This window comes from Pseudomonas glycinae (assembly GCF_001594225.2).
Lineage (GTDB): Bacteria > Pseudomonadota > Gammaproteobacteria > Pseudomonadales > Pseudomonadaceae > Aquipseudomonas > Aquipseudomonas glycinae.
Window position 1 is genome coordinate 6,266,756 of sequence record NZ_CP014205.2, and the last position, 17,209, is coordinate 6,283,964.

The following is a 17,209-nucleotide window of genomic DNA, read 5'->3' on the forward strand; positions in this document are numbered from 1 at the left end:
AATCGGCAGGTTGGCCGGCGAGACGCCCTCTTCGAGCATCTTTTCCAGGTAGAGCTTACGTTTGTCCAGCGGCAGAGTGATAAAGCGCTTGGCAATCCTCAAAGCAACACTCGTGTCCATCAGAACTCCTCCATATCGTCAAGCAGGGCTTCCAGCTTGTTCAGTTTCTGTTCGTTGATTGCCCCGCCTCCTGTATCGAGTCGAGCGACAAAGTCGCCGAGGACGGGGTGCTGGAATAGCAGTTGCGGCGTCAGCGTCAGGCCCAGTTCCAGGGCGATGCGCGACACGACATTGACCGCCAGCAGCGAGTGCCCGCCGAGTTCGAAGAAGTGATCGTTCAGACCGATGCGTTCCACGGTGAGCACTTGCTGCCAGATTGCCGCGACCTGTTGCTCAAGCTCCGATTGCGGCGCGACATACGCGACCTGCATCTGGCTGGCATCCACCGCCGGCAGCGCCTTGCGGTCGAGCTTGCCGTTGGGGGTCAGGGGCAACTGCTCAAGGAACAGCAGGTGCGCGGGAATCATGTAGTCAGGTAACGAAGACTTGAGGCCAGTCTTTAGTCCGTCGCGCAGTTGGCGCTGCGCTTCACCGTCGTACACGTCCAGTTTCGGGGCCACGACATAGGCCACCAGTTGCGCGCCGCCCTCGGCCTCGACGGCCAGCACGGCCGCCTCGCTGATGCCCGGTTGCGCCAGCAGCCGCGCTTCGATTTCGCCGAGTTCGATACGGAAACCACGAATTTTCACCTGATGGTCGATCCGGCCCATGTACTCCAGATCGCCGTCCTCGCGCTGACGGATCAGGTCGCCGGTGCGATAGAGACGCTCGCCGTTGCGGGCGAACGGGTTGGGCACGAACTTCTCGGCGGTCATCGCCGCTTTGCCCAGGTAACCGCGCGTGACACCGGCCCCGGACAGGTACAACTCGGCCGACACACCGTGCGGCACCGCTTGCAGATCGGCATCGAGCAAGTGGCTGGCGGAGTGATCGAGCGCGCGACCGATGCGCGCCTGACCACCGGCGGTGCGGCGGGTCCAGGTCGAGTAAGTGGTGTCTTCCGACGGGCCGTACAGGTCGTAGACATGCTCAATGCTCGGCTGCTGATACAGCGCGTCCACCAGCCCTTGCTTGAGCGGTTCGCCCGCCAGGTTGATGATCCGCACACCCGGTGGAATCTGCCCGGCGCGCTGCAACGCATTGATCGCCGACGGCACGGTGTTGATCAGGCGCACCTGATCCCGAGCCGGCAGTTGCGGCAGTTCCAGCGCATTACGGGCGATGATCAACGAGCCGCCGTTGGCCAGGGTCACAAACAATTCCCAGACCGACAGGTCGAAACACACCGAGGTCGAGGCCAACACGCCTTGAATGTCTTCGCGGCGGTAGACCTTGGCCGACCAGTCGATCAGCGCCATGACGTTGCGATGGGCAATCGCCACGCCCTTCGGCTTGCCGGTGGAGCCAGAGGTGTAGATCACGTAGGCGAGGTTGTCCGGGGTCACGGCGGTTTGTGGTGCCTGAGCCGGATAACCATCCAGCACGATCTGATCCAGCAGCAACACCTGCGTGTCGGACGGCACGGTCAGAGTTGCCGCCAGTTCTTGCTCCGTCAGCAACACTCGAGCGCGGCTGTCTTCGAGCATGTAAGCCACGCGGTCGGCCGGATAGTCCGGGTCCAGCGGCACGTAGGCGCCGCCGGCCTTGAGCACCGCCAGCAGTGCAATCAGCAACTGTTCGGAACGGGGCAACGCCACGCCCACCCGCACTTCCGGGCCGACGCCTAGTTCAATCAACTTGCGCGCCAGACGGTTGGACCGGGCGTCCAGTTCGGCGTAGGTCAGCTGCGAGTCGGCGAAGGTCACGGCCAGTGCATTCGGGCTTGCGGCGACCTGACGGGCGATGCTCTGGTGGATGCACAGTTCGGTGACGAAATCGCTGGAAACCGGCGCCATTTCGATCAGGTGCAATTGGCTGAGCGAACGCTCGCCCGCCTCGGTCATCTGCTCAAGCAAACGCTGCAAATGAGCACCCAGTTGCGCCACACCGACGTCGGCAAAGCGGTCACGCTGGTAGCTGAAGTGCACCGACAGTTCGGCGCCCAGATGCACCAGCAGGGTCAGTGGATAGTTCGTCTGTTCGTGGTTCTGCACCGGACCGAAATGCAGGCCTTGCGGCGCGCCTTGCTCCAGCGCTTCGGCGATCGGGTAGTTCTCGAACACCATCAGACTGTCGAACAGCGCGTCACCGCCCTGCCCGGCCCAGCGCTGGATCTGCGCCAGCGGTGTGTGCTCGAACTCGCGTAGCGCCAGGTTCTGTGCCTGAACGCCTTGCAGCCAGCTGGCCAGGGTCTGCTGTGCTTGTGGCGCGGCGATCACCGGCAAGGTGTTGATGAACAGACCGACCTGCTGTTCGGCCCCCGGCAGATCCGCCGGACGCCCGGCGACGGTGGCGCCGAACGCCACGCATTCCTTGCCGGTGTAGCGCTGCAACAGCAGCAGCCACGCGGCTTGCACCAGGGTGTTGACAGTGACTTTCGAGGCCCGGGCAAACTCGCCCAGACGCTGAGTCAGACCGGCATCGAGCACCTGGAAATGATCGCCATAACCGACGCTCGGCAGACCGGCATTCGGCCGCGCGATGGCATCGGCCAGACGCGTCGGCTCCTGCAGATTGCCCAGCGCCGCCAGCCAGTAGGCTTCGGCAGTCGCGGCGTCCTGACGTTGCAGCCAGGCGATGTAATCGCGGTAGCGCCCGGTCGGACGCGGCACCGCTGCGCCGCTGTAATGCTGCAACACTTCGCCGAGCAACTGCGCGCTGCTCCAGCCGTCCATCAGGATGTGATGGTTGGTGTAGATCAGGTGATGCCGGTTTTCCGCGATGCGCACCAACACCAGACGCAACAACGGTGCACGGCTCAGGTCCAGGCCCTGGGTACGCTCTTCGTCGGCGAGTTTTTTCAGCGCGGTATCAACGTCGGGCTGGCCGTTCCAGTCGAGTACGCGGAACGGCACTTCGAGCTGACGCTGCACCACTTGCACCGGCTGCTCCAGATCGCCCTGCCAGACGAAACCGGTGCGCAGGATGTCATGGGCATCCACCACCGCTTGCCACGCCGCGCGGAACCGCTGCGGGTCGACGCCATCGACGTCCAGACGCATCTGGTTGATGTAGTCGCCGTTGCCGTGTTCGAGCAGGGTGTGGAACAGCATGCCCTGCTGCATCGGCGACAGCGGGTAGATGTCGTCGATGGTCTGCGGCTGTGGCGCCAGTACGTCGAGCTGGGCCTGGGTCAGGGTCGCCAGCGGGAAGTCCGACGGGGTCACGCCATGGTTGGCGCTGTCGCAGCAATGGGCGATCAGCGCGGTCAGCTCTTGCAGGTAATCGTCGGCCAGACGCTGGATGGTCGCCGGCTCGAACATCTCGCGGCTGAAGGTCCAGCTCAGGTCCAGTTCGCCGTTGAACACCTTGCCGTCGAGGGCCAGCGGACTGCCCAGCGGGCCTTGCATATTCACTTCTTCGCCGCCGGATTCGCTGGTCGGCAGGAACAGCGCTGCATCACCGGCCTCGAAACTGCCGTCGAACTGGCCCAGATAGTTGAAGGTCAGGCGCGGCGTCGGCAGCGCTTGCAGGGTAGCGCGGGCGTGGTCGTCGCCCAGATGCGCGAGGGCACCGAAACCGATGCCTTTATTCGGGATCGCCCGCAGCTGTTCCTTGATCTGTTTCAGCGAGGCGCCGAGGTCGGCGGTCGGGGTCAGTTTTGCCGGGAACAGGCTGGTGAACCAGCCCACGGTGCGGGTCAGGTCGACGTGGTCGAACAGGTCTTCGCGACCATGGCCTTCCAGCTGCACTAGCACATTGTCGTCACCGGTCCAGCGCACCATCACCCGCGCCAGCGCGGTCAGCAGCAGGTCGTTGACCTGGGTGCGGTAGGCCGCCGGGGCCTCTTGCAGCAGTTGACGGGTCAGGGTCTTGTCCAGCGGCGTGCGGATCGCCACCGCCCGGCAATGTTGCTGGCCGCCTTGCGGGTTATCGCACGGCAACGCGTTGGATGCGCCTTGCAACTGTTGCTGCCAGAAGCCCAGCTCGGCTTGCAACGGCGCGCTGCCGGCGTAGTCCTGCAACGCTTCGGTCCAGGCTTTCACCGCACTGGTCTTGGCCGGCAGCTGCACGGCTGCCCCCGACTGGATCTGCCGGTAAGCGCTTTGCAGGTCTTCGAACAGAATTCGCCACGACACGCCATCCACCACCAGGTGATGAACCACCAGCAGCAGACGCTGGCTGCCATCAGCCAGGTTTGCCAGCACTGCACGGATCAGCGAACCGCCACTCAGTTGCAGGCTGCGCTGGGCTTGATTGCCGATCGTTTCGAGAGCCGCCAGATCGGCGACCTCGACTTGCCACAACACCGTTTCACCGGCCTGGGTTTCGACGTCGCGGTACTGCGCTGTCCAGCCCTGCCCTTGCTCGGCAAAGTCCAGGCGCAGGCTGTCGTGATGCACGACCAGCGCATTCAGCGCCTGCTCAAGCACAACCGCATCCAACGGCTGAGCGGTCTTGAGCATCACCGACTGGTTCCAGTGATGACGGTCGGGAATCGGCTGAGCGAAGAACCACTGATGAATTGGCAGCAACGCGGTTTCACCGGTCACCGGTTGCTGATCGATCGGCTGCGCCGGATCGCCGGTCTGCACCACATTGGCCAGCGCCTGAATGGTCTGATGCTGGAACAGATCTTTCGGGGTGAAACGCAACCCGGCCTGACGGGCGCGGCTGACCACCTGGATCGAGATGATCGAATCGCCGCCCAGCTCGAAGAAGTTGTCGGTCAGGCCGACGCGTTCCAGCTTCAGCACGTCCTGCCAGATCGTTGCCAGTTGCTGTTCCAGCGCGCTTTGCGGCGCCACGTAGGTTTGCTGCAATTGGCTGACGTCAGGCTTCGGCAGGTTCTTGCGATCGAGTTTGCCGTTCGGCGTCAGCGGCATGCGCTCGAGGATCAGCACATAGGCCGGCACCATGTGCGCCGGCAAGCTGGCCTTGAGTTGCGCCCGCAGTTGCTCGGCGAAATCCGCCTGTTGCGAGTCGCCGACCACGTACGCCACCAGCCGTTTACTGCCGGCGCTTTCCTGGGCCACGACCACCGCTTCGCGCACGCCGTCGAGGGCTTGCAGGCTGGCTTCGATCTCGCCCAGTTCAATGCGGAAACCGCGGATCTTCACCTGATTGTCGATACGCTCCAGATAATCAAAAGTGCCGTCGACACGCTGGCGCACCAGGTCGCCGGTGCGGTACAGCACGCCACCGGTTGTGCTGAACGGGTCCGCGACAAAACGCTCGGCGGTCATCGCCGGACGATTCAGGTAACCACGGGCCACGCCGCTGCCACCGAGGTACAGCTCGCCGGCCATGCCTTGCGGCAACAGGTTCAGGTCGGCGTCGAGCACATAGGCGCTGCGGTCGCCGATACGGCTGCCGATCGGCGCATACGCGGCGCCGCACGGCACATCGCGACCGGCCTTCCAGATCAGCGGCGTGACCACGGTTTCGGTCGGGCCGTAGCCGTTGATGATGTACTCCGGATTCAGCGCGCGTTTGACTCGCTCGAAACTCGCATTCGGTACCGCATCGCCACCGAAGCAGTAGATCCGCACCTTTGGCGGATTGCCCACGCGTTCGGCGTGTTCGGCCAGTTGTTGCAGATACACCGGCGGGAACGCGACCACGGTCACGCCGTGCTCGATCATCGCGTTGTAGGTCTGCTCCGGCGTCCACAGGCTGTCGTCGCGAATCAGCAGCGAGCCGCCGTGGGTCAGGCTGGTGAGCCAGCGCTCATGGGCGCCGTCGAAGGCGAACGACATGAAGTGGAATTCGCAATCGCTGTCGCGCATTTCATAGCGCTCACCGATGGCCAGGCAGTGCATTGCCAGCGGCCCGTGGGTGACGCTGACGCCTTTCGGATTGCCGGTGGAACCGGAGGTGTAAATCACGTAAGCCAGATTGTCCGGATCGATCGTCACCACCGGCGCCTGCGCCGAATGGCCGCTGAGGTCGAGGCGGTCCAGTTCCAGCACACTCATGGCGTCGTCGATCGGCAGTTGCGCCGACACACGGGAATCGGTCAGCAGCAGCGCCAGACCGGAATCCTGCATCAGGTACGCCAGACGCTCGCGCGGGTAGCTGGTGTCGAGCGGCACATAGGCGCCGCCGGCCTTGAGCACCGCCAGCAAGGCAACGATCAGGCCTTCGCCGCGCGGCATCGCCACGCCGACCCGCACTTCGGCGCGCACGCCACGGGCCACCAGTTCATGGGCCAGACGGTTGGCGCGGGCATCGAGTTCGCCATAGCTGTAATGCTTGCCATCGAAAATGACCGCGGTGCGATCCGGTTGCTGCGCGGCCAAACGGGCGTAGCGCTGGTGCACGGCGATATCGGTCGGATACGCCTGCGGATGGTTCTGCGCCTGTTGCCGCGCATGTTCGTCAGCCGTGGCCAAAGCGATTTCACCGAGACGACGTTCGGCGGATTCGGCGAACTGTTCCAGCAGGTGCAGCAGTTGCGCGCTCAGACGTTCGACGGTGGCGATGCTGAAATGCGCCTGGTCGAAGCTCATGTGCAGCGCCAGGGTTTCGCCCAGCGTCACGCCGAGGGTCAGCGGATAGTGGGTCTGATCCTGGTTGGCGACTTCGCCGAACACTACGCCCTGGGCGGTGCCGTGTTGCAGCGCTGCGGAAATCGGGAAGTTCTCGAACACCAGCAGCGTGTCGAACAGCGACTCGCCGCCCTGCCCGGCCCAGCGCTGAATGCTCGCCAGCGGCGTGTGTTCGAACTCGCGCAGCGACAGGTTCTGCGCCTGCACCGCCGCCAGCCACGCGGCCACGGTCTGGTCCGGACGACTGCCGGCGATCACCGGCAAGGTGTTGATGAACAGACCAACCTGCTGCTCGATCCCCACCAGTTCCGCCGGACGCCCAGCCACGGTGGTGCCGAACGCCACGCAGGCGCTGCCGGTGTAGCGCTGCAACAGCAACAGCCACGCGGCTTGCACCAGAGTGTTGACGGTGACTTTCTGCTCACGGGCAAACGCGTTCAAGCGCCGGGTGCGCGACGCATCGAGGTCGTAGTGCTTGAGCAGATGACCGACTTCACTGCGCACCTCGCCACCGCCGACAGCGGCTTGTGCCAGCATCGTCGGCTCGTGGAAGTCCGCCAGTTGTTGCAGCCAGAACGCTTCACTGACCGCCGCGTCCTGACGTTGCAGCCACTGGATGTAATCCGAATAACGGCTGACCGGACGCGGTGGTTGCTGGCCGGCATAACGCTGCAGGACTTCGCCGAGCATCTGCGCGCTGCTCCAGCCGTCCATCAGGATGTGGTGGTTGGTGAAGATCAGGTGATGACGCTGGTCGCTGATGCGGATCAGGGTCACGCGCAGCAGCCCGGCCTGGGTCAGGTCGAAACCTTCGGCCAGATCGGCGGCGGTGAAATCCTTGAGGGCCTGGGCGATGTCGCTGCGCTCGCGCCAGTCGAGCAGCGTGTACGGCAGCGCCAGTTGGCGATGGATGATTTGCAGTTGTTCCTGCAATTCGCCCTGCCAGATAAAGCCGCTGCGCAGGATGTCGTGAGCGTCCATGGTCGCTTGCCACGCCGCGCGGAAACGCTCGGGATCGAGGCCGTCGACATCGACGCACAACTGGTTGATGTAAGTGCCGGTGCCCTGCTCGTACAAGGTGTGAAACAGCATGCCCTGCTGCATCGGCGACAGCGGATAGATGTCTTCGATACCCGCGGCCGGCACCGGGATCGCGTCCAGTTGTGCCTGATCAATGCGCGCCAGCGGGAAGTCCGACGGCGTCACGCCCATCGAATCCGCATCGCAGCAATGGCTGATCAACCCTTGCAGTTCACGTTCGTAATCCTCGGCCAGACGGGCGATGGTCGCCTCGTTGAATTGCTCGCGGCTGAAGGTCCAGCGCAGGTCGAGTTCGCCGTCGTAGACCTGACCTTCGACGCCCAGCCAGTTGTCCAGCGGCGCGTCGAGGCTTTGCTCCAGCCCGGCGCTTTCACCGGCCGGGCTGAACAGTGCACCGTCCTCGACATCGAAACTGCCGTCGAACTGGCCGAGGTAGTTGAAGGTGATGCGCGGCATGGCCAGCGCCTTGAGGCTGGCCTGGGTGGACGCGTCGCCCAGATGGCGCAGCACACCGAAACCGATGCCCTTGTTCGGGATCGCCCGCAGTTGTTCCTTGACCTGCTTGATCGCTGCCGCGACGCAATCCGCCGGGGTCAGGCGCACCGGAAACAGGCTGGTGAACCAGCCGACGGTGCGGGTCAGGTCGACGTCGTCGAACAGGTCTTCGCGGCCATGGCCTTCCAGCTGAATCAGGGTGTCGGCGTGGCCGGTCCAGCGGCTGATGACCCGCGCCAGTGCGGTCAGCAGCAGATCGTTGACCTGCGTGCGGTAAGCGGCCGGGGCCTGTTGCAACAACTGCTGAGTGAAGGTTTTATCGAGGCGGCTGTGCAGCACCAAGGCGTGACGACTTTGCAGACTGCCTTGCGGGTTGTCGCAGGGCAGATCCAGTGCCGCGCCATCGAGTTGTTGCTTCCAGAAGCCCAGTTCGGCCTGCAGCGCTTCGGTTGCGGCATAGGCTTGCAACTGCTCGCCCCAAGCCTTGTACGCGCTGGTTTTCGATGGCAGTTTGATTGCGGTTTTTTGCGCAGCCTGTTGATACGCCAGTTGCAGGTCTTCCAGCAGAATCCGCCACGACACACCGTCCACCACCAGGTGATGCACCGCCAGCAACAGACGCTGACTGCCATCGGCGACGGTCGCCAGCACCGCGCGCAGCAGCGGGCCGTTTTGCAGGTTCAGGCTTTGCTGGGCCTTGGCGTACAGCGCTTGCAGTTCGCCGTCGGCCAACTTGTCGGCGGTCCACAACAGTTCCGGATCGTGCGCAATTGGCGCGACTTCGGCACGCCAGCCTTCGGCGCTTTCGACGAAGCGCGAACGCAGGCCGTCGTGGTGCGCGAGCAACGCGTTCAGCGCTTGCAACAGCGCCTCGGCGTTCAGGGTTTGATGACTGCGCAGCAGCACCGCCTGGTTCCAGTGGTGACGCTGGGGAATCGGGTCCTCGAAGAACACTTGCTGGATCGGCAGCAACGGCAGCTCGCCGGTGACCGGGCCCTGATCGATGCTCACGCCACCACCGCCCTGCTGCGCAACGCTGGCCAGACCTTGCACGGTCTGGTGCTGGAACAGGTCGCGGGGGCTGAAATGAATGCCGGCCTGACGCGAGCGGCTGACCACCTGAATCGAGATGATCGAGTCGCCGCCCAGTTCGAAGAAGTTGTCGGTGAGGCCGACCTGTTCGAGTTTGAGCACGTCCTGCCAGATGCCGGCGATTTTCTGCTCCAGCTCGCTGCGCGGCGCGACGAACGCCTGCTGCATCTGGCTGGCGTCCGGCGCCGGCAAGGCCTTGCGGTCCAGTTTGCCGTTCGGGCTCAGAGGCAGTTCGGCGAGGAACAGCAGCTGCGTCGGCACCATGTAGTCCGGCAGGCTGTCCTTGAGCTGCGCCTTGATTGCTTCACGCGCCGCGCCTTGTTCGTCGACCGTCGCTGCAACCACGGACGTGTCTTTTGGCACCACATACGCCACCAGTTGCAGGCTGCTGCCACCCTGCACTGCCAGCACCACCGCTTCGCTGACGTCGTTCAGTTCCAGCAGGCGCGCTTCGACCTCGCCCAGCTCGATACGGAAACCACGGATCTTCACTTGATGGTCAACCCGGCCGACGTATTCGATCTGGCCGAGGGCGTTGTAACGCGCCAGGTCGCCGGTGCGATACAGGCGCGCCCCGGTGCTGGAAAACGGATCGGGAATGAAGCGTTCGGCAGTCAGATCGGCGCGTTGGAAGTAACCGCGTGCGAGCAATTCACCCCCGATCAGCAGTTCACCCACCACACCGACCGGGGTCGGTTGGCCGTCAGCATCCAGCAGATAAGTGTGACGGCCCGGCAACGGCTGACCGATCGGCAGGGTCAACGGCAACGGCTGACGACCCAAGACGTAGTCGCTGCAATCGAGGGTGGTCGCAGTGACGGTGGCTTCGGTCGGGCCGTAGGTGTTGAGCAGTTTGACGTGTTCCAGCCCGGCCTGACGCCAGGCCTGCACGCCTTCCGGCGGCATCGCTTCACCACCGCTGTGCACCTGACGCAGCGCCGCGTAGTCACGCGGGCCGGCGGCGGCGAATTCCTTGGCGATCATGTTCCAGTAAGCGGTGGTCAGGTCCATGACCGTGATGCCGTGTTCAACAATGTTCCGGTACAGGGTTTCGCTGTCCCACACTTCGTTGCCGCGCAGCACCACCGACGCGCCACAGATCAGCGGGCCGAACAGTTGCTCGCCGAAGGCATCGAAATTGAAGGTCGCAAATTGCAGCGCGCAATCGGCGGCGCTCAGGTCGTAGTAATGCTGCGAGGTGAACGCGTGCTTGCTCAGGGCACCGTGGCTGATGCCGACGCCTTTCGGGCGACCGGTGGAGCCGGAGGTGAACATCACGTAGGCCAGGTTGTCGGCCCACACGGTGCGTTGCGGGTTGCTTTCGTCGGTGTGCGCCCAGACTTCGGCCTGATCCAGACACAGGCTCCGGACGTTCTGCGGTACCGGCAAACGGTCGAGCAAATGGCTTTGGGTCAGCAGCAAACGGCTGCCGCTGTCTTCGATCATGCACAGCAGGCGATCACGCGGGTATTGCGGATCCAGCGGCACATAAGCGCCACCGGCCTTGAGCACAGCGAGGATGGCGACGATCAGTTCCAGTCCGCGATCAACCGCCACACCCACCAGCACGTCCGGGCCGACACCTTGCGCCAGCAGCTTGCGCGCCAGGCGATTGGCCCGGGCGTTGAGCTGGGCGTAAGTCAGGCGCTGGCCGTCGAAAATCAGCGCGACGGCATCCGGCGTCAGCTCGGCCTGGGCTTCGAACAGCTCATGCACCGGGCGCTCGCTCGGCCACTGGGTATCGTGGCGGCCCCAGTCCTGAGTCAGTTGTTCCAGCTCGGTCGTTTCCAACAGCGCGATGTCACCGACACGCTGCTGCGGATCGCTGACGAGGCTGCGCAGCAAGTTCGTCCAGTGGCGCGCCATACGCTCGATGGTTTCAGGCTCGAACAGATCCGTGGCGTAGGTGAACGCCGCGTGCAGTTGCCCGCCTTTTTCGTAAGTGTCCAGGCTCAGGTCGAACTGGGTGCTGCGGCTTTCCCACTCGATGACGCCCAGCTCCAGACCGCTGCCGACCTTGAGCGTGGTGACGTCGGCGACTTCCGGCTGGTGGTTGTACATCACCTGGAACAGCGGGTTGTAACTGAGACTGCGCTCCAGTTTCAGCGCCTCGACCAGACGTTCGAACGGCAAGTCCTGATGGGCCTGGGCACCGAGGGCGGTTTCCTTGAGGTCACGCAGCAGATCGGCGATGGAGGTCTGGCCGTCCAGTTCGACACGCAGCACCTGAGTGTTGACGAAGAAGCCGATCAGCCCTTCGATTTCCCGGCGGTTTCGGTTGGCGATCGGCACGCCGACGCGCAGGTCGGTCTGGCCGGTGTAACGGTGCAGCAGAATATTGAAGGTGCCGAGCAGCAGCATGAACAGCGTCACCCCGTGCTGACGGGCGATGCCGCGCAGTTGCTCGACCAGTGCAGCGTCCACCACGCTTTCCAGACGTCGGCCCTGATTGCTCGGCAGCACCGGGCGCGGGCGGTCCACCGGCAATTCCAGCACCGGGTGTTCGTCGCCCATCTGCGCCAGCCAGTAGTCGAGTTGACGCTGCTGTTCGCCGGCCTCCAGCCAGCGGCGCTGCCACAGGGCGTAGTCGCTGTATTGCACCGCCAGCGGCGGCAGCTCGGCAGCGCGGCCCTGATCGTGGGCGTCATAGAAGCGGCAGAATTCGTCGATCAGCACGTTCATCGACCAGCCATCGGACACAATGTGGTGCAGGGTCAGCAGCAGCACGTGTTCCTGCTCGGCCAGCTGTAACAGGCGCACCCGCAGCAACGGGCCGTTGGCCAGGTCGAACGGCAGCAGCGATTGCTCCTGCGCGGCAGCGGCCACAAGGGTTTCACGTTCGGCGGCGGGCAAATCGCTGAGGTCGATGCGCTGGATGTCCAGCGGTTGTTGCAGCGGTACTTGCAGCAGGCTGTCGTCTGGCTGCTGCTGAAACACCGTGCGCAGGGTTTCGTGGCGTTCGATCAGGCTCGCGAACGCTTGCTCCAGCGCTGCCTGGTTCAGGCGACCGGTCAGGCGCACCGCCGCCGGCAAGTTGTAGGCGCCGCTTTGCGGGTCCAGGTGCCAGAGAAACCACATGCGCTGCTGGGCATACGACAGCGCCTGCCGATCCTCGGCCTCGACGCCTGCGGGAATCGGGAACCGGGAAAAATCCACCTCTTCTTTCGCCAGGGCAGCCAGGAACATCCGGCGCTTTTCCAGGGGCAACCCGATAAACCGGCGAGCGAGTTTCAAGGAGTCTTCTGCATTCATTTCTTGGCATCCGGATCAGTAGGCAGGCAGCACAAAGGCACGTCGTCCCTATAAAACGAATGCAGACCGGAAAAATTAGCGATTGAGAAGAAGTGTCAGAAGGGTAGCTGCAAGCTCGAAGCTGCAAGCCACAAGAGGAAGCGACTGCGGGCAGAGAGCCTGCAGTCGCCAGTTGAAACTCAGGCGCTGACGGCCAGCGCGTGGCGCCGGTGATGCACCTCAAGTTGATCCTTGATCACCTTGAGCACTCGGGCTTCGTGCTCATGAATGAAGAAGTGCCCGCCGGCCAGCATGTCCACCGAGAAGCTGCCCGAGGTTTCCTTGCTCCAGCCGATCAATTGCTCGGTGGTGGCCTTGTCGGCCTTGCCGCCCAGCACATGCACCGGGCAATTGAGCAACGGGCGCTGCAGCGGCTGGAACTTGCCACAGAGCAGGAAATCCGCGCGCAGGATCGGCAGGGTCAGGCTCATCAACTCTGCGTTGGCCAGCACTTCCTCGCTGGTGCCGTTGAGCGTGCGCAACTGGTCGATCAGTTCGGCGTCGGTCTTCGGGTCGGCAAAACCGCGATCGTAATCCGCGCGCATGGTCGGCGCAGCGGTGCCCGAGGCGAACAGCGCCACCGGTTCCGGACAGCCCAGCGCCCGCAGCGCATGGGCGATTTCGCAGGCCATCAGCGCGCCCAGGCTATGGCCGAACAATGCATAAGGCGTCTTGAGCGTCGGGCGCAACTCCCTGGCCAGTTGCATCGCCAGTGCGCGCATGTCGGTGTGCAGCGGTTCGTCGAACCGCGCGCCACGCCCTGGCAGCTCCACCGGTTGCAGTTGCAGCCATTGCGGCAGCTTGGGCCGCCAGCGGCTGTAGACCATGGCACTGGCGCCGGAGTACGGCAGGCACAGCAAGGTCAACTTGTTGGTCACCACGCTTCCCTCGAAAAAATGTCTCTTCAAAAGGGTACGGATCAACGGCCGGGCAAATTAGTCGAGGGTGGCTAAATTTCCCCGGCAAACCCTCGTTAACCGTTCAGGCCAAAACAACAACGAGGATTCACCGTGGACCTGCAGACCATCCTGGGCAAGCTGTTCGCCAATGCCGGTGCCGTCGGCATCGAAGGCGTTTTCCAATTCGTGTTGGGGCCTCAGCTGACGTGCTGGTCCGAGGTCAAGGCCAGCACCCGCACCGAGGCCGGTCGACACCCGAACCCGGACGTGACCATTGAGGTGGCGCCAAACGATTTTGCCGGGATCATGAGCGGCACCGCCAACGTCGAGGAACTGTTCGCCAGCGGTCGGCTGAAGATCGGCGGCAACATGGGTCTGGCGACGATGTTGCCGCAGATCATCGACCAGGCCCGCTACGGGGGGGCGCCGGCGCAAAAGGTCGACATGAACAAGCGCTACCCGACACCGCCGCGCCGCAGTGAAAGCATCACCGCCGCACGACCGGTGCAGACCGTCGTCGAGCGCCGACCGCGTAGCGAACTGTCGCGCCAGGAATTCGAGGAGCGCTACCTGCCCTTCGGCACGCCGGTGGTCATCAGCAATGCCTTGCACGACTGGCCGCTGTTCAAGCTCAGCCGCGAAGAGTCGCTGGTGCATTTCGCCGAACTGCAAGGCATCACCCGCCACGGCGATTACGTGAAGAAAACCTTCTCCACCGAACGGGATTTCCGCTCCACCTCGATGGCCGATTTCATCGCTTCGCTGGACAGCCCGGCGGTCAAGGGCGCGGACGGCGAGCCGCCGGCGTATATGGGCAACAACATCCTGCCGGCCGCGCTGATGCAGCAGATCAAATACCCGCCCTACTTCGATGCCTCGCTGTTCATCCCGCCACGGATCTGGATCGGCCCCAAGGGCACGCTGACGCCGCTGCACCGCGACGACTCCGACAACCTGTTCGCCCAGGTCTGGGGCCAGAAGAAATTTACCCTCGCCGCGCCCCACCACCGCGAAGCGCTGGGCACCTGGTCCACCGCGCCGGAAGGCGGCCTGGATGGTTGTGATTTCAACCCGGATGCGCCGGACTATGAGCGCTTCCCCGCCGCACGCGACGTGACATTCCTGCGGATTACACTGGAGGCTGGTGATCTGCTGTTCCTGCCCGAAGGCTGGTTCCATCAGGTGGAGTCCGTATCGACTTCGTTGTCGGTCAATTTCTGGGTGAACTCGGGCCGGGGCTGGTAACCGGGATTATTTGAGGTGACGAAAGCTCTGCACTGCAGAGCCCAGCACCACCGCACCGGCGGCAATCGCCAGCGAGAAACCGCTCCGCGCGCCAAAGGCATCCACCAGTGCGCCGGAGCCGGCGGCGCCGATGGCCACGCCGATGCTCAAACCGGTGACCAGCCAGGTCAGACCTTCGGTGAGTTTGGCCGGCGGCACGATGCGCTCGATCAACGCCATGGCCACGATCAGGGTCGGCGAGAAAAACAGCCCGGCGATGAACACCGCCACAGACAACCCGAGGATGTTGGTCGCCAGCAACAGCGGCAGCGTGGTCACCGCCGTCGCGATCCCGCCATACAGAAACAACCTGGGCAACGGCAGTTTCGAGCGCATCGCACCGAAGGCGATACCGGCCAGACAGGAGCCGATGGCGTACACCGACAACACGATGCTGGCCGCCGCCGGCTGGCCCTGCTGCTGGGCGAACGCGACGCTGACCACATCCACCACGCCGACAATCACGCCCATGGCGAGCATCAACGCCAGCAGCCATTGCACGTCGGTGGAACGAATGATCGAACCCTGATGCTGCGATTCGTGCGGATGCACCGGCGGCTCGGTGCTGCGCTGGGCGACGAACGCCGTGACGCCGATGGCCAACATCAACAGCGCCGCCAGCGGCCCGGCCTCGGGGAACACGCCGACGCACAGCCCTACCGAGAGCGGCGGGCCGACAATAAAGCAGACTTCGTCGAGCACCGACTCCAGCGCATAAGCGGTCTGCAACTGCGGCTGGCCGCGATAGATTTCGGTCCAGCGCGCCCGCGCCATCGCCGACATGCTTGGCATGCAACCGGCCAATGCTGCGCAGACAAACAGGGTCCAGGTCGGCGCCTGCAAACGGGTGCACAACAGCAACATCAACAACGCGCCCCCACCGATCAGCGCCGCCACCGGCAGCACCCTCCCCTGACCGAAGCGATCCACCAGCCGCGACACCTGCGGCGCACAAAACGCCGTGGCCAGCGCAAACGTCGCCGCCACCCCACCCGCCAGCGCGTAGCCGCCGGTCAATTGCGAGAGCATGGTGATCACACCGATACCGGTCATGGAAATCGGCATGCGCGCGATCATCGCGGCCATCACAAAAGCCCGGGCGCCGGGGGCGTTGAACAACTCGCGGTAAGGGTTTGCCATCGGATGCAGCCTCAACAGGGGCGGCCAAGTTGCCACAAAGCCTGACGGGCGGGGAAGCGAGGAATTGTTGGTGGAATGTGAAGGGAATGCACCCGCGAAAGATTCAGGGTTTTGGCTTCGCAAACTGCCTGCCTGACGCTTAGTGGAGGTCGTTGACTGCTCGTCCATTGAGCCGCGCACCTGTCAAACCTGACAGGTGCGCAAATTCCGTCAAAGGTTTTACATGGACCTGTCATCCCTGCACAGGAACCGCGTCGGTGAGCATCTCAATCGGCCCCGAGAAAAGGATCACCCCATGAATCGATCCAGCAGTGCCCGGACGCCACGCAGCGCCACTGCCCCCTTTATCGTCCGTGCCGTACGCTGCCCGCCGCCTACGCGCATTGATGAGGCGTTGGGCCAGGAAGTCAACGAACGCCTGATGGAGTGGATATCGAACATAGGGATTTTTGCCGGCAAGGAAGAAAAAATCCGCGCCAGCGACTTCGGTCGCTATGCAATGCTGTGCCATGCCGACACGAATAATCCGGATCGACTGTTACTCGTGGCGCAATGCTTTGCGGCGTTGTTTGCGGTGGACGATCACTATTGCGACGATCAATCCCTCGGCGGTCGCCCCGAGACAGTGGCCGAAAGCTTGTCGTTCGCCCTCACCGCGATCGATCCGGTCTATTTGCCTGCGCCGTTCGACAAAGAACTCCTGAAGCAGCAAATGTGCGACCCGGTAATCAGGGGATTGCTGGCCTACATGAAACGGGTCGCCCAATTCTGCACGCCCTCGCAAGTCGCCCGGGTGCGCCAGATCACCATCGCCATGTTCGTCACCATGGCGGCGGAAGGTCCCTGGCGCCTCTATGGCACTCAACCCACCGTCGCCGAATACCTGGCCAGTCGGCAGGTCAACAGCTTCTGGCCATGCCTGGTACTGATCGACCTGATCGGCGGCTACGAAGTCCCGGCCAATACGTATTCCCGTCCAGACATTCACCACGTCACCGCACTGGCCTCGCTGGCGACCACTCTGGTCAACGATCTGTATTCCGCTTACAAAGAGCACCTGAACGAAACCGGCGACTTCAAGCTGCCTTATCTGCTGGCAGCCAGGCACAACTGTTCGCTTCAAGAGGCAATCGACCTGGCAGCCGATATCCATGACGCAGTGATGGAAGAATACGAACGCCTGCACGCAACGCTGATGAAAGGCACGCGCTCGCCGGTATTGCGGCGCTATCTCACCGGATTGAGTACATGGATCGGCGGCAATCTGGAGTGGCATAAACACAGTGCCCGGTACCATATCTGAACCCGTACAGCCCT

6 protein-coding genes (1 of these 6 only partly in view) are annotated in these 17,209 nt (G+C 63.6%); 2 read left to right on the top strand and 4 right to left on the bottom strand.

Going from position 1 to position 17,209, the window contains the following annotated elements:
• The 3 genes from AWU82_RS28610 to AWU82_RS28620 form a co-directional block, all read right to left on the bottom strand.
• A protein-coding gene (locus tag AWU82_RS28610; protein WP_064378800.1) for a non-ribosomal peptide synthetase crosses the window boundary here: on the bottom strand, positions 1 to 120 show its 5' portion. The gene continues 14,940 nt to the left of window position 1, outside the view; only the first 120 of its 15,060 coding nucleotides appear in the window; its start codon is at positions 118 to 120; its stop codon lies off the left edge, out of view.
• Positions 120 to 12,530, bottom strand: coding sequence for a non-ribosomal peptide synthetase (locus AWU82_RS28615; protein WP_064378799.1), 12,411 nt, complete (start codon positions 12,528 to 12,530; stop codon positions 120 to 122). The genes AWU82_RS28610 and AWU82_RS28615 overlap by 1 nt, the downstream gene beginning before the upstream one ends.
• A 179-nt stretch (positions 12,531 to 12,709) precedes the next feature.
• The gene (locus AWU82_RS28620; RefSeq protein ID WP_190241532.1) at positions 12,710 to 13,447 is read right to left on the bottom strand and encodes a thioesterase II family protein; all 738 of its coding nucleotides are present in this window, start codon (positions 13,445 to 13,447) and stop codon (positions 12,710 to 12,712) included.
• A 132-nt stretch (positions 13,448 to 13,579) separates the two neighbouring features.
• Here AWU82_RS28620 and AWU82_RS28625 point away from each other — a divergent pair, with 132 nt between their 5' ends.
• Complete coding sequence (locus AWU82_RS28625) at positions 13,580 to 14,713, top strand: cupin-like domain-containing protein (RefSeq protein ID WP_064378798.1); 1,134 nt, start codon at positions 13,580 to 13,582, stop codon at positions 14,711 to 14,713.
• 6 nt (positions 14,714 to 14,719) lie between these two features.
• On the opposite strand, the gene AWU82_RS28630 is transcribed toward AWU82_RS28625, so the two are convergent.
• Positions 14,720 to 15,892, bottom strand: coding sequence for an MFS transporter (locus AWU82_RS28630; protein ID WP_064378797.1), 1,173 nt, complete (start codon positions 15,890 to 15,892; stop codon positions 14,720 to 14,722).
• A 295-nt stretch (positions 15,893 to 16,187) separates the two neighbouring features.
• Here AWU82_RS28630 and AWU82_RS28635 point away from each other — a divergent pair, with 295 nt between their 5' ends.
• Complete coding sequence (locus tag AWU82_RS28635; protein WP_190241533.1) at positions 16,188 to 17,195, top strand: terpene synthase family protein; 1,008 nt, start codon at positions 16,188 to 16,190, stop codon at positions 17,193 to 17,195.
• The last annotated feature ends 14 nt before the right edge of the window (positions 17,196 to 17,209 follow it).